Annotated in this window: 13 protein-coding genes; 9 read left to right on the top strand and 4 right to left on the bottom strand. The window is 72.6% G+C overall.

Features of this window, described 5'->3' with window-relative positions; genetic code table 11:
* The first annotated feature begins 493 nt into the window (after positions 1–493).
* A complete protein-coding gene (locus ACWD4A_RS12355; protein WP_451192785.1) occupies positions 494–2,161 on the top strand; it encodes a phospho-sugar mutase in 1,668 nt (555 codons plus the stop codon).
* A 538-nt stretch (positions 2,162–2,699) separates the two neighbouring features.
* Here the strand turns inward: ACWD4A_RS12355 and ACWD4A_RS12350 are convergent.
* Positions 2,700–3,281 carry a PH domain-containing protein gene (locus ACWD4A_RS12350; RefSeq protein ID WP_451192783.1) on the bottom strand — a complete coding sequence of 194 codons (582 nt, stop codon included), beginning with the start codon at positions 3,279–3,281 and terminating at the stop codon, positions 2,700–2,702.
* 120 nt (positions 3,282–3,401) lie between these two features.
* On the opposite strand from ACWD4A_RS12350, the gene deoC reads away from it, so the two are divergent.
* From deoC to ACWD4A_RS12335, 3 genes are read left to right on the top strand one after another with little or no spacing between them, the layout of a single operon-like run.
* On the top strand, positions 3,402–4,391 hold the full coding sequence (deoC, locus tag ACWD4A_RS12345; protein ID WP_451192781.1) for a deoxyribose-phosphate aldolase: 990 nt from the start codon (positions 3,402–3,404) through the stop codon (positions 4,389–4,391).
* Positions 4,392–4,393: 2 nt separating this feature from the next.
* Positions 4,394–5,824 (top strand): aldehyde dehydrogenase family protein, encoded by a 1,431-nt coding sequence (locus ACWD4A_RS12340; RefSeq protein ID WP_451192778.1) that lies wholly within the window; start codon positions 4,394–4,396, stop codon positions 5,822–5,824.
* On the top strand, positions 5,817–6,701 hold the full coding sequence (locus ACWD4A_RS12335) for an aldehyde dehydrogenase family protein (RefSeq protein ID WP_451192776.1): 885 nt from the start codon (positions 5,817–5,819) through the stop codon (positions 6,699–6,701). Before ACWD4A_RS12340 ends, ACWD4A_RS12335 begins: the two co-directional genes overlap by 8 nt.
* A 55-nt stretch (positions 6,702–6,756) precedes the next feature.
* Here ACWD4A_RS12335 and ACWD4A_RS12330 read toward each other — a convergent pair whose 3' ends face one another.
* Positions 6,757–7,122 (bottom strand): hypothetical protein, encoded by a 366-nt coding sequence (locus ACWD4A_RS12330; RefSeq protein WP_451192774.1) that lies wholly within the window; start codon positions 7,120–7,122, stop codon positions 6,757–6,759.
* A gap of 157 nt (positions 7,123–7,279) precedes the next feature.
* Between ACWD4A_RS12330 and ACWD4A_RS12325 the strand changes: the two genes are divergently transcribed.
* Positions 7,280–7,936, top strand: coding sequence for a uridine kinase family protein (locus tag ACWD4A_RS12325; RefSeq protein WP_451192772.1), 657 nt, complete (start codon positions 7,280–7,282; stop codon positions 7,934–7,936).
* A gap of 93 nt (positions 7,937–8,029) precedes the next feature.
* Here the strand turns inward: ACWD4A_RS12325 and ACWD4A_RS12320 are convergent, their stop codons facing one another.
* Complete coding sequence (locus ACWD4A_RS12320) at positions 8,030–8,776, bottom strand: SigE family RNA polymerase sigma factor (RefSeq protein WP_451192769.1); 747 nt, start codon at positions 8,774–8,776, stop codon at positions 8,030–8,032.
* A gap of 195 nt (positions 8,777–8,971) precedes the next feature.
* On the opposite strand from ACWD4A_RS12320, the gene afsQ1 reads away from it, so the two are divergent.
* The 4 genes from afsQ1 to ACWD4A_RS12300 all read left to right on the top strand — a co-directional run bounded on the left by afsQ1 (position 8,972) and on the right by ACWD4A_RS12300 (position 12,466).
* On the top strand, positions 8,972–9,649 hold the full coding sequence (afsQ1, locus tag ACWD4A_RS12315) for a two-component system response regulator AfsQ1 (protein WP_451192767.1): 678 nt from the start codon (positions 8,972–8,974) through the stop codon (positions 9,647–9,649).
* A gap of 100 nt (positions 9,650–9,749) precedes the next feature.
* On the top strand, positions 9,750–11,225 hold the full coding sequence (locus ACWD4A_RS12310; RefSeq protein ID WP_451192838.1) for an ATP-binding protein: 1,476 nt from the start codon (positions 9,750–9,752) through the stop codon (positions 11,223–11,225).
* Positions 11,222–11,824 (top strand): hypothetical protein, encoded by a 603-nt coding sequence (locus ACWD4A_RS12305; RefSeq protein WP_451192766.1) that lies wholly within the window; start codon positions 11,222–11,224, stop codon positions 11,822–11,824. Before ACWD4A_RS12310 ends, ACWD4A_RS12305 begins: the two co-directional genes overlap by 4 nt.
* A gap of 78 nt (positions 11,825–11,902) precedes the next feature.
* Positions 11,903–12,466, top strand: a complete 564-nt coding sequence (locus ACWD4A_RS12300) for a VanZ family protein (protein ID WP_451192764.1) — start codon at positions 11,903–11,905, stop codon at positions 12,464–12,466.
* An 85-nt stretch (positions 12,467–12,551) separates the two neighbouring features.
* Here ACWD4A_RS12300 and ACWD4A_RS12295 read toward each other — a convergent pair whose 3' ends face one another.
* Positions 12,552–13,022, bottom strand: a complete 471-nt coding sequence (locus ACWD4A_RS12295; protein ID WP_451192762.1) for a hypothetical protein — start codon at positions 13,020–13,022, stop codon at positions 12,552–12,554.
* Positions 13,023–13,039 lie beyond the last annotated feature (17 nt).

Below are 13,039 nucleotides of genomic sequence, written 5' to 3'. Positions count from 1 at the left end.
GCGGTGCGGCTCCGTTGGGGCTGTTGGGTGGTCGGGCCGGGGGCGTGTCCTCCGGGCCGGCGGTCCGTACCGCGATGCCATTGCTGTGAGGCGTATTGCGTGCCCTCTTCCGGCACCGCGGTCCGGACCACCACCCTCCGGCCCCACCCCCTCCGCCGTATCCCGGCTGCCCGACCGCCCCGTGATGGCCGTCGGGCGCCGATGGTGGGGTGGTGGCACGGGGAGGCCCCGCCTTGCGGTCTTGGGTTCCGGGTGGAGCGGGTGGGGAAACCCCACCGACGGGCCGTCGGACGCCGACGGCGCGGTCGTGGCAGGAAGAGGCCCCGCCGCCGGTAGGCGGCCCCGGCTCCACGGACCCCACGCCCCATACGGAGTATGAGGCTGAGATTTACCGGCCCGACGTAGGGGCAACGATGCAACACCGGGTTACGGGCCCGCCCGGCAAAGCGCAGCGCCCCGCACCCAGACACTGAACCCCTCCGGAGGAGAAACCGTGGAGCGAGACCTCGTCGCGCGAGCCAAGGCCTGGCTGGCTGAGGACCCCGACCCCGACACCCGTGAAGAGCTCGCGCGGCTCATCGACGCCGGGGACACCGCCGAGCTGACCGTCCGCTTCGGCGGCACGCTCCAGTTCGGTACGGCGGGCCTCCGCGGTGAGCTCGGCGCGGGCCCCATGCGTATGAACCGCGCCGTCGTGATCCGCGCGGCCGCCGGTCTCGCGGCGTACCTCAAGAAGCAGGGCCACACCGGCGGCACCGTCGTCATCGGCTACGACGCCCGCCACAAGAGCGCCGACTTCGCACTGGACACCGCCGCCGTCATGGTCGGCGCCGGGCTGAAGGCCGCGCTGCTCCCGAGGCCGCTGCCCACCCCCGTGCTCGCCTTCGCGATCCGCCACCTCGGCGCGGTCGCGGGCGTCGAGGTGACCGCCAGCCACAACCCGCCGCGCGACAACGGCTACAAGGTCTACCTCGGCGACGGCTCCCAGATCGTTCCCCCGGCCGACGCGGAGATCGCCGCCGAGATCGCCGCCGTCGCGAGCCTGGACGACGTGCCCCGTCCCTCCGCCGGGTGGGAGACCCTCCGCGACACGATCGTGGACGCCTACCTGGAGCGTACGGACGCGGTCCTGACCAACGGCTCCGCCCGGGACGTGCGCGTCGTCTACACGCCCATGCACGGCGTCGGCCGCACCGTCCTGACCGCCGCCTTCGAGCGCGCCGGGTTCCCCGCGCCGACCGTGGTCGCCGCGCAGGCGGAGCCCGACCCGGACTTCCCCACCGTCTCCTTCCCCAACCCGGAGGAGCCGGGCGCGATGGACCTGGCGTTCGCCACGGCCCGCGAGGCGCAGCCGGACATCATCATCGCCAACGACCCGGACGCGGACCGCTGCGCCGTCGCCGTACCGGACCCCGACACCGACGCGGGCTGGCGCATGCTGCGCGGCGACGAGGTCGGCGCGCTGCTGGCCACGCACCTGGTGCACAAGAAGGCGCAGGGCACGTTCGCGACGACGATCGTCTCCTCCTCGCTCCTCTCCCGCATCGCGGCCGCGGCCCCCGGCGCCGACTACGAGGAGACCCTGACCGGCTTCAAGTGGCTGGCCCGCGTGGACGGTCTGCGGTACGCGTACGAGGAGGCGCTGGGCTACTGCGTCGACCCCGAGGGCGTGCGCGACAAGGACGGCATCACCGCGGCCCTGCTGGTCGCCGAGCTGGCCGCCGAGCTCAAGGAGACCGGCCGTACGCTCACGGACCTGCTGGACGACCTCGCGGTCGAGCACGGCCTGCACGCCACGGACCAGCTCTCGGTGCGCGTCGAGGACCTGTCCCTGATCTCCGACGCGATGCGGCGGCTGCGCGTGCAGCCGCCTACCGTCCTGGCCGGGCTGCAGGTGACGTCCGCCGAGGACCTGGCGGAGGGTTCCGCCTCGCTGCCGCCCACGGACGGCCTCCGCTACCAGCTGGCCGGGGACGCGTCCGGCAACGTCTCTGGCGCGCGGGTCATCGTCCGCCCGTCGGGCACGGAGCCGAAGATCAAGTGCTACCTGGAGGTCGTGGTCCCGGTGGCATCGGCGATCGCCCTCGCCGACGCGCGTCTCCGCGCGACGGATGTCCTCGCCTCCCTGAAGCTGGACCTCTCCCGGGCCGCGGGCCTCTAGCCGCTTGCCGCTACCGCGGCGGGGCACCTCGAGCACCGGGGTGCCCCGACACCTGGCCGGTGGGGCCTCCTCCTGCCACCCACCGTCGACGTCCGCGGCCCGTCGGTGGATCTTCCACCCACCCGCTCCACCCGTAACCCAAGGGCGTAAAGGCGGGGCCTCCCCCTGCCACGACCGCGCCGTCGGCGTCCGACGGCCCGTCGGTGGGTTTTCCACCCACCCGTTCCACCCGGAACCCAAGACCGCAAGGCGGGGCCTCCCCCTGCCACCACCCCACCATCGGCGTCCGACGGCCATCACGGATGGTCGGGCAGCCGGGATACGGCGGAGGGGGTGGGGCCGGAGGGTGGTGGTCCGGACCGCGGTGCCGGAAGAGAGCACGCAATACGCCTCACAGCAATGGCACCGCGGTACGGGCCGCCGGCCCGGAGGACACGCCCCCGGCCCGACCACCCAACAGCCCCAACGGAGCCGCACCGCGATACGGACCCCAGGCCCGACGGCCCCGCGCCCAGCGGACCGGCACCCGGCAGAAACCTCAGCCCACAACCCCCAGCACCACCAACAGCACCACCCCCACCACCACCGGCACAATCACCTCAAAAGCCCACCGCACCCCCGGCTCCCCCGAAACATCCGCATGCCGCCCCGCCAACTCCCGGATCTCCTCGATCGCCTGATCCGACGGCGCCTGGACATCGGCACCCGCGTCACTCCCCGAACCCCCCGACCCCCCCGACCGCCGCGCCGCGGCCTTCCGCTTCCGCAGCGACACCGGGATCGCCCAGAGCTGATACTTCGCACCCCCGGCGAAGACCTCGCTGGAGTACCCGGCCCGCACATCCTCGACGCACCCCCACGGCAGAGTGATCGTCCGGAACGGATTGCGCACCAGCAACCGCCGGGCACCGGCGAACACGGCGGGCCGCAGCGTGAAGGCGACGACGAGCGGGACGACGCACAGCAGCACGGCGAGGGCGATCCAGGGCGTCCGTCCGGAGCCCCGGAGGACGGCGTCACCACCCAGCCAGGCGGCGATGAGCAAGAGCATGACGCCGCCACCGATACCGGCGGGCGAGCGGTAGCTGCGGTCGGCGAATTCCTGGTCCGGGCTCGTCATGCCGCCGATTGTGCCCCACGACGCGATCCCCGCCCCGAACACCAGCCCGCACCCCGGCGGCGAGCAACCCAACCCGTACAAGGGGGTGACACGCGCTACGCGCGTAGATATGCTCATCTGGTGACCATGCCCACCACAGTTCCCGCACACGGCAATGACGCCGCGGGGCGGCTGAAGGAGCTGGCGGACGTGACCGCCTCCGACAGCACGCTGCGCCGCTTTCTGCACGGCCTCCCGGGCGTCGACGCGGTCGGGCTGGAGGCCCGCGCCGCCTCGCTCGGCACCCGCTCGATCAAGACCACGGCGAAGGCCTACGCCATCGACCTGGCGATCTCGATGATCGACCTGACGACGCTGGAAGGCGCCGACACCCCGGGCAAGGTCCGGGCGCTCGCCGCCAAGGCCGTCCACCCCGACCCCACCGACCGTACGACGCCGCGGACCGCCGCGGTCTGCGTCTATCCGGACATGGTGGCCACCGCCAAGGCCGCCCTGCAGGGCACGGACGTCAAGGTGGCGTCCGTCGCCACCGCGTTCCCCGCCGGCCGCGCCGCGCTGCCGGTGAAGCTGGCCGACACCCGGGACGCGATCGCGGCCGGGGCGGACGAGATCGACATGGTGATCGACCGCGGGGCGTTCCTCGCCGGCCGTTACATGGATGTCTTCGAGGAGATCCGCACGGTCAAGGCGGAGTGCGGCGACAAGGCCCGCCTGAAGGTCATCTTCGAGACCGGTGAGCTGTCGACGTACGACAACATCCGCCGCGCGTCCTGGATCGGGATGCTCGCGGGCGCGGACTTCATCAAGACGTCGACCGGCAAGGTCGCGGTCAACGCGACCCCGGCCAACACGCTGCTCATGCTCGAAGCGGTGCGCGACTTCCGGGCGCAGACGGGCGTCCAGGTCGGCGTGAAGCCGGCCGGCGGCATCCGCACCACGAAGGACGCGATCAAGTTCCTGGTCCTGGTCAACGAGACCGTGGGCGAGGAGTGGCTGGACAACACCTGGTTCCGCTTCGGTGCGTCCAGCCTGCTGAACGACCTGCTGATGCAGCGGCAGAAGCTGAGCACCGGGCGCTACTCCGGTCCCGACTACGTCACGGTGGACTGATCATGTCTTTCACTTACACGCCGGCCCCCGAGTCGCGGGCGGTCATCGACATCGCCCCGTCCTACGGCCTGTTCATCGACGGCGAGTTCACCGAGGCGTCGGGCGGCAAGGTCTTCAAGACGGTCAGCCCCTCCTCCGAGGAGGTGCTCTCGGAGGTCGCGCAGGGTTCCGCGGAGGACGTGGACCGTGCGGTGAAGGCGGCCCGCAAGGCGTTCGAGAAGTGGTCGGCGCTGCCGGGCTCGGAGCGCGCGAAGTACCTCTTCCGCATCGCCCGGATCATCCAGGAACGCTCGCGCGAGCTGGCCGTCCTGGAGACCCTGGACAACGGCAAGCCGATCAAGGAGACCCGCGACGCGGACCTCCCGCTGGTCGCCGCGCACTTCTTCTACTACGCGGGCTGGGCGGACAAGCTCGACCACGCGGGCTACGGCGCGAACCCCCGCCCGCTGGGCGTCGCGGGCCAGGTCATCCCGTGGAACTTCCCGCTGCTGATGCTGGCGTGGAAGATCGCCCCGGCGCTGGCCACGGGCAACACGGTCGTCCTCAAGCCCGCCGAGACCACCCCCCTCTCGGCGCTGTTCTTCGCGGACATCTGCCGCCAGGCCGGGCTGCCGAAGGGCGTCGTCAACATCGTCACGGGCGACGGCAGCACGGGCGCCGCGCTCGTCGCGCACGAGGACGTGAACAAGGTCGCGTTCACCGGCTCCACGGCGGTCGGCAAGGCCATCGCCCGTACGGTCGCGGGGACGGACAAGAAGCTCACGCTGGAGCTGGGCGGCAAGGGCGCCAACATCGTCTTCGACGACGCGCCGATCGACCAGGCGGTCGAGGGCATCGTCCAGGGCATCTTCTTCAACCAGGGCCAGGTCTGCTGCGCGGGCTCCCGCCTGCTGGTCCAGGAGTCGATCCAGGACGAGCTGATGGACTCCCTCAAGCGCCGTCTGTCGACGCTGCGGCTGGGCGACCCGCTGGACAAGAACACCGACATCGGCGCGATCAACTCCGCCGAGCAGCTGGCCCGGATCACCGAGCTGGCCGACAGCGGCGAGGCGGAGGGCGCCGAGCGCTGGGCGCCGGCCTGCGAACTGCCGTCCGCGGGCTACTGGTTCGCGCCGACGGTGTTCACGAACGTCACCCAGGCCCACCGGATCGCCCGCGAGGAGATCTTCGGCCCGGTGCTGTCGGTGCTGACGTTCCGCACCCCGGGCGAGGCGGTCGCGAAGGCGAACAACTCGCAGTACGGCCTCTCCGCCGGCATCTGGACGGAGAAGGGCTCGCGGATGCTGGCCGTCGCGGGCAAGCTGCGCGCGGGTGTCGTCTGGGCCAACACGTTCAACAAGTTCGACCCGACCTCGCCGTTCGGCGGCTTCAAGGAGTCGGGCTTCGGCCGCGAGGGCGGCCGTCACGGTCTGGAGGCCTACCTCGATGTCTGATCGCCTGGCTGTCTTCAAGACCTACAAGCTGTTCGTCGGGGGCAAGTTCCCCCGGTCCGAGAGCGGGCGGGTGTACGAGGTGACCGACTCCAAGGGCAACTGGCTGGCCAACGCCCCGCTGTCCTCCCGCAAGGACGCCCGGGACGCGGTCGTCGCGGCCCGCAAGGCGGTCGGCGGCTGGTCCGGCGCGACCGCGTACAACCGCGGCCAGGTCCTCTACCGCGTCGCCGAGATGCTGGAGGGCCGCCGCGACCAGTTCGTCGCGGAGGTCGCCGACGCGGAGGGCCTGTCGAAGGCCAAGGCCGCCGCGCAGGTGGACGCCGCGATCGACCGCTGGGTCTGGTACGCGGGCTGGACCGACAAGATCGGCCAGATCACCGGTGCCGCCAACCCGGTCGCGGGCCCGTTCTTCAACGTCTCCGCCACCGAGCCGACCGGCGTCGTCGCCGTGCTGGCCCCGCAGGAGTCGTCGTTCCTCGGGCTGGTCTCGGTGATCGCCCCCGCGATCGCCACCGGCAACACGGTCGTGGTGGTGGCCTCCGAGAAGGCGCCGCTGCCCGCACTGTCCCTCGGCGAGGTGCTGGCGACCTCCGACGTCCCCGGCGGTGTCGTCAACGTCCTGTCGGGCCGTACGGCGGAGATCGCGCCGTCGCTGGCCGCGCACCAGGACGTCAACGCGATCGACCTGGCCGGTGCGGACGCCGCCCTCGCCAAGGAGCTGGAGATCGCGGCGGCGGACAATCTGAAGCGCGTCCTGCGTCCACAGGCTGTGGACTGGGCCGCCATGCCGGGCATCGACCGGATGACCGCGTTCCTGGAGACCAGGACCGTCTGGCACCCGACGGGTTCGCTGGGCGCGGGCGGCTCGTCGTACTGACCCCGGACGCGGAGGGCGGGCCGGAGGATCCGGCCCGCCCTCCGTATGCCCGGCGCTAGAGCGACGGCAGCGGCAGCAGCTGTCCCAACTGGTCCAGGACGGCCAGGTCCTGCAGCGCGCCCCCGTTCGTCAGCGGGTCCGTGAGAGCCGACGTGCTCACCGGCTCCAGGTCGGCCACCTGCGTGCCGACCGCGTTGTCGAACGGGTCGCTGCCCGTCCCCGCGAGGGGGTTGAGCTTCAGCGCCTCCAGGGCGCCCAGCGCCCCCTGTGTGCTCGCGCCGAGCGCCGTGTCGGTACCGGCGAGTGCCGCGTCGAGGGAGGTCACCCCCAGTTTGGCCTGGGGGCCTTTCAGGGCCGCGGCGTTCGCGGCACCCGCGCCGCTCGCGACGATGGCCGCACCCGCGGAAACGGTCAGCCCCACGCGCACCAAACGGCGCGAGGGGAAGGAGCGAGGTGAGCGTGCGTGTCGTGCGTGCGAGGCCATGGGCACCTGCCGGGTCGTGAGGTACGAGAGAACGACAACGCACCGTAGTGGAGTAATGACGCTGCGCGCATCCTCCGACCCAGGGGGATCCCCCATGCGGCCCAATGCCTCACACTGGTGTCCCGTGACTCCCCACCTGAGCCCCGCACGCGTCATCCTGCTGACCGGCCCGTCCGGATCCGGCAAGTCGTCCCTCGCGGCCCGTACCGGACTGCCCGTCCTCAACCTCGACGACTTCTACAAGGAGGGGCACGACCCGACGCTGCCGCTGCTCGCGGACGGTTCGGGCACCGACTGGGACGCACCGGCCTCCTGGGACCACGTCGCGGCGGTGGGCGCGATAGCCGAGCTGTGCCGCACGTCCCGCACGAGCGTGCCGGTGTACGACATCGCCACCAGCTCGCGGACCGGCGAGGCCATGCTGGACATCGGCCGCACCCCGCTGTTCATAGCGGAGGGCGTCTTCGCCGCCGACATCATCGAGCAGTGCCGTGAACTGGGCGTGCTCGCCGACGCCCTGTGCCTGCGCGGCCGGCCGTCGACGACGTTCCGCCGCCGGCTGCTGCGCGACCTGCGGGAGGGCCGCAAGTCCACGCCGTACCTGGTCCGCCGGGGACTGCGGCTGATGCGCGCCGAACGCGGCATCGTGGCCCGGCAGAGGGCGCTCGGCGCGTACGCCTGCGGCAAGGACACGGCCATGGGCCGGATCGCCGCCGCCGCCGCGGGCCGCCGGGAGAGCGCCCGCGTCTGAGCACAGCAGAGCGGGCGGACATACCCCCCGGCTGTCCGCCCGCTCTTCCCCCGTGCTCCCCCGTTTTCCCCCTTGGTCCGTCAGGCCGGTCCGTCAGGCCACCAGCTCGCCGAAGGACTCCGACACGTCCCGGCCGGAGCCGATGACCTCGTCCTCGCGCAGCCGGCGCAGGGAGCGCCAGATGCTGCTCTTGACCGTGCCGACGCTGATGTCGAGGATCTCCGCGATCTCCGGGTCCGTGCGGCCCTCGTAGTAGCGCAGGACGAGCATCGTGCGCTGGAGCTCGGGCAGCCGGGCCAGCGCCTGCCAGAGGACCGCTCGCAGCTCGGTGCCGCGCATCGCGTCGGTCTCGCCGACGGTCTCCGGCAGCTCCTCGGTCGGGTACTCGTTCAGCTTCCGCCGACGCCAGGCGCTGATGTGCAGATTGGTCATCGTGCGCCGCAGGTAGCCGCCCACAGCCGCCTTGTCGGTGATCCGGTCCCAGGCGCGGTACGTGGAGAACAGCGCGCTCTGCAGCAGGTCCTCCGCCTCGTGCCGGTCGCCGGTCAGGTGGTAGGCGGTCGCGTACAGGGAGGCCCGGCGCTCCTGGACGTAGGCGGTGAACGCCGCTTCGGCGTCCGCCTTCTCCGTCCGGGCCGCGCCCTTGCCCTCCCCCGAGGCCCCCGTGGCCTCCCCGTACGTGACCGCGTCGATCGCCACCATGTAGGGCGGCCGCACACGTCCGGTGCCGCGGGCGCACCCCCGCCCGCCCACGGCACCGGACTTCTCCGGACCCCGCCCGGCGTCGTGCAGGCGCGTGCGAATGACTGCGCTGGTCGTGGTGCTGTGCAGTGTGTTCATCTCGCGCCCCCCGTCGGTGGAGCCAGCTCGGTCCGTTGCGTTCCCGGGCCGTCTCGCCGCCCGATGTCCCCAAGCCTGTCGGGCCAGTTTCATGACGCGGTCCGCCGACTGTCACAGCCTTGCAACAGCCCCCGGGAGGCCGCCGGGGCGGGCTTCGGTCGAACCACCCGCCGGTCGTAGGCCAGAATGGCCACCGTGCCTTTCCTGTTGCTGATCGAGGACGACGACGCCATCCGCACGGCTCTCGAATTCTCCCTGTCCCGCCAGGGTCACCGTGTGGTGACCGCGGCGACGGGTGAGGACGGCCTGAAACTGCTGCGCGAGCAGCGGCCGGATCTGATCGTGCTGGACGTCATGCTGCCCGGTATCGACGGTTTCGAGGTGTGCCGTCGCATCCGCCGCACCGACCAGCTGCCGATCATCCTGCTGACCGCGCGCAACGATGACATCGACGTCGTGGTCGGGCTGGAGTCCGGCGCGGACGACTACGTGGTGAAGCCCGTGCAGGGCCGGGTGCTCGACGCCCGCATCCGGGCCGTGCTGCGCCGCGGCGAGCGGGAGTCGAACGACTCCGCGTCGTTCGGTTCCCTGGTCATCGACCGGGCCGCGATGACGGTCACCAAGAACGGCGAGGACCTCCAGCTGACGCCGACCGAGCTGCGGCTGCTGCTGGAGCTCAGCCGCCGCCCCGGGCAGGCGCTGTCGCGCCAGCAGCTGCTGCGGCTGGTCTGGGAGCACGACTACCTGGGCGACTCCCGGCTGGTGGACGCCTGTGTGCAGCGGCTGCGCGCCAAGGTCGAGGACGTGCCGTCGTCGCCGACCCTGATCCGTACGGTCCGCGGCGTCGGCTACCGCCTGGACGCCCCGCAGTGATCACCCCCGCACGCCACAACAGCACAGAGAGCGCGCCGTGACAGAAGAGGCCGGGACGGCAAGGGGCTGGGCGGTGGCCAGGAGCGTGGTGAAGCTGAGCATGCGGTGGATCAGCCTGCGGCTGCGCCTGATGCTGGTCTTCGCGCTCGTGGCGCTCGCCGCCGCCGTCTCCGCCTCCGCCATCGCGTACTGGCTCAACCGGGACGCGGTCCTCACCCGCACCCAGGACGCCGCGCTCGACGACTTCCGCAAGTCCCTGCAGGACAACACCGGTTCGCTGCCGCTGTCGCCGTCCTGCCAGGAGCTCCAGGCCGCGGCGGACCGGATGGCCGCGACCTCGCAGAAGTACGAGGTGCTGCTGATCGGCAAGACCGGGGCCGGGGACTGCGCGGCGCCCTCCGACCGCGACCTGTTCACGCTCAAGGTCGTGCCGGAGTCGCTGCGGGCGGCGGTGAACCGCGAGCGGCGCGTCGACGACTCCAACCGCTACGCGTACCACCTGTACTGGCAGCGGATCACGCTCGGCGGCAAGCCGTATCTGATCGGCGGCGCCAAGGTGATCGGCGGCGGCCCCACCGGCTATCTGCTGAAGTCGCTGGAGAACGAGCGCGAGGACCTGAACTCGCTGGCCTGGTCGCTGGGCATCGCCACCGGCCTCGCCCTGATCGGCTCCGCGCTGCTCGCGCAGGCCGCCGCGTCCACGGTGCTCCGGCCCGTGCAGCGGCTCGGCGACGCGGCGCGGCGGCTCGGCGAGGGGAAGCTGGACACCCGGCTGGAGGTGTCGGGGACGGACGAGCTGGCCGACCTGTCGCGCACCTTCAACAGGACCGCGGAGTCGCTGCAGAAGCGGGTCGAGGAGCTCAGCGCCCGGGAGGCGTCGAGCCGTCGCTTCGTCGCCGACATGTCGCACGAGCTGCGCACCCCGCTCACGGCGATCACCGCCGTGACGGAGGTGCTGGAGGACGAGGCGGACAACCTCGACCCGATGATCGCGCCCGCGGTGCAGCTCGTGGTCAGCGAGACCCGGCGGCTGAACGACCTGGTGGAGAACCTGATGGAGGTCACCCGCTTCGACGCGGGCACGGCCCGGCTGGTCCTGGACGACGTGGACGTCGCCGATCAGGTCACCGCCTGCATCGACGCGCGCGCCTGGCTGGACGCGGTCGAGCTGGACGCCGAGCGCGGCATGATGGCGCGGCTCGACCCCCGTCGGCTCGACGTCATCCTCGCCAACCTCATCGGCAACGCGCTCAAGCACGGCGGTTCGCCGGTGCGGGTCTCGGTGCGGACGGAGGACGGCTCGCTGCGGATCGACGTGCGCGACCACGGCCCCGGCATCCCGGAGGACGTCCTGCCGCACGTCTTCGACCGCTTCTACAAGGCGAGCGCGTCCCGGCCGCGGTCGGAGGGCAGCGGGCTGGGGCTGTCGATCGCCCTGGAGAACGCCCATATCCACGGCGGTGAGATCACCGCCGCCAACTCCCCCGAGGGCGGCGCGGTCTTCACCCTGACCCTCCCGCCGGGCGAGGCCCCGGCCGAGACCGGCCGGGACCGGGCGGAGGAGGACGGAAAGTGAAGACCGCGAACCTGAGGATCGGAACCGCCGCCCTGGCGCTGACCCTGCTCGGCTCCCTCCCCGCGCTGTCCGCGTGCGGTATCCGGGGCACCGCCGTGCCGGTGGACGCCGGTGGTGCGCCGTCGCGGGCATCGTGCGTCGCGCGCTCCGGGCCGAGCGCGGGCACGGGCCTGGCCACGGTGTCGATCCAGCTGGAGTGCGCCTCGCAGCTGGTCCCGGTGACCCGTAGGGTCTCGTTGCCCGACAAGCCGGAGGACGCCGCGGTGGTCGCCCGCGCCCTCCTCGACGAACTGCGGAAGGTGCCGCCGCCGGAGGAGGCGGAGGCCGGGCTGGTCACGGCGGTGCAGCGGCTGTCCGTCTCGGGGCCGCGGCCGGGCGACCCGGCGGGCACGCTGCGGCTGGGGCGCGAACCCGGTGAACTGCCGCAGGTGGCGCTGGCGCAGCTGGTGTGCACGTTCGTGGGGACGGCCGCGGCCGACGGCAAGCGGACGGTCCTCCTCGGCGGGCCGGGCGACGCGCGGCCGCAGAGCTACGCGTGCACCGAGGAGATGCGGACGCATCCGGACACCGCGGACATCAGCGGGACGCCCGTCACCTGATCGTGGCGCGGCGGGCGTTCGCCACTCTCCGTCGTCGCGGGCGGAACCGGACGGCGGGCACCCCGCGTCCTGTGGGGCGTGCAGGGTCATGGTTACGGCGGTACGCCCGCCCTCCGATACCGCTACCGCGCCGCGGGGTGTGTGCTGCTCGTCGCCCATCTCCTGGCGGTCGGCTGGCTGGCCCTGCGGCCGCTGACGGCGCCCTGGGTGACGGCCGCGCCGCTGGAGCCGCTGGCTACGATCCGTGCCGATCTCGCCCTGGGCCCCTGGGAGGCGACGCGGGCGATCGGCGCGGGGATGCTGCCGCTGGCGCCGCTGGGTGTGCTGCTGCCGTGGGCGAGGGGCCGGATCACCGCCTCGCCGCTGGGGTCGCTGACCCGTACGGTCTTCACCGCGGCGATGCTGTCGCTCGCCCTCCAGGTCGTGCAGAGCGGTGTGGTGGGCCAGGTCCTGGACGTGGACGCGCTGCTGCTGAACGTGACGGGGGTCGCGGTGGCGCACCTGGCGGTGGTGCCCGCGGTACGGGCCCGGCTGCGGCGGTCGGGTTCTTCCCGGCGGCCGCGGGCCGTCCGCAGGGAAGAACCCGACCGCCCGGAACGAGGAGTGGCCCAGGGGATGCACCGGGTCGGGGTCGCGCCGTAGCGGCCGGATCCGGGACATGACGCGCGGCGGGCCGCGCACCCCGGTGCGAGGGTGCGCGGCCCGCCGTCGCGTACGGGTCGGGGACTCAGCCGCCGAGGCCCGGCAGGGGCAGGCCGTTGGTGGGCAGCGGGAGGCCGCCGAGCAGGCCCTTGTTGCCGGACTGGTTCACCTTGGGACCACCGGTGACGGGGCCGCCGCCGTTGCCGTTGCCGCCGTTGCCGCCGCCGTTGTCGGCGGGGGCCGCCTTGTGGGCGAGGTCGGGGGTCTTGGGGAGGTTGGGGAGGTTCGGGGCCATGGCCTTGTCCACGGCCTGGGAGGGCGCCTTCAGGATGCCGCCCTGGATGGCGCGGTCCGCGGCGGCGACGACGGGGCCACCCGCCGGGGCGAGCTTCGCGGCCTGCTGGATGGGCAGCCCGCCCATCGCGGTCGTGGCGGTGCCGGTGACCGTCTCCACGGCGTTCGTGGTGCTGACCGCGGCCGCGTTGCCCGCCGCAGCGGCGGCGAAGGCGACACCGAGCACGGCGGCACCGAGCGTCTTGATGGTTCCCTGCTTCATCTGAATTCTTTCCTCGC

This window comes from Streptomyces sp. NPDC002537 (assembly GCF_053594975.1).
Note: the sequence above shows the minus strand (reverse complement) of the source record. Positions and strands in the feature narration are given on the sequence as shown.

Excerpts from the sequence above, each read along its gene's own strand:
- ACWD4A_RS12350 (WP_451192783.1), bottom strand. The coding sequence starts at position 3,281 with ATGACGAGCCCGGACCAGGAATTCGCCGACCGCAGCTACCGCTCGCCC.
- ACWD4A_RS12340 (WP_451192778.1), top strand. The coding sequence starts at position 4,394 with ATGTCTTTCACTTACACGCCGGCCCCCGAGTCGCGGGCGGTCATCGAC.
- ACWD4A_RS12335 (WP_451192776.1), top strand. The coding sequence starts at position 5,817 with ATGTCTGATCGCCTGGCTGTCTTCAAGACCTACAAGCTGTTCGTCGGG.
- ACWD4A_RS12325 (WP_451192772.1), top strand. The coding sequence starts at position 7,280 with ATGCGGCCCAATGCCTCACACTGGTGTCCCGTGACTCCCCACCTGAGC.
- ACWD4A_RS12320 (WP_451192769.1), bottom strand. The coding sequence starts at position 8,776 with ATGAACACACTGCACAGCACCACGACCAGCGCAGTCATTCGCACGCGC.
- ACWD4A_RS12310 (WP_451192838.1), top strand. The coding sequence starts at position 9,750 with ATGCGGTGGATCAGCCTGCGGCTGCGCCTGATGCTGGTCTTCGCGCTC.
- ACWD4A_RS12295 (WP_451192762.1), bottom strand. The coding sequence starts at position 13,022 with ATGAAGCAGGGAACCATCAAGACGCTCGGTGCCGCCGTGCTCGGTGTC.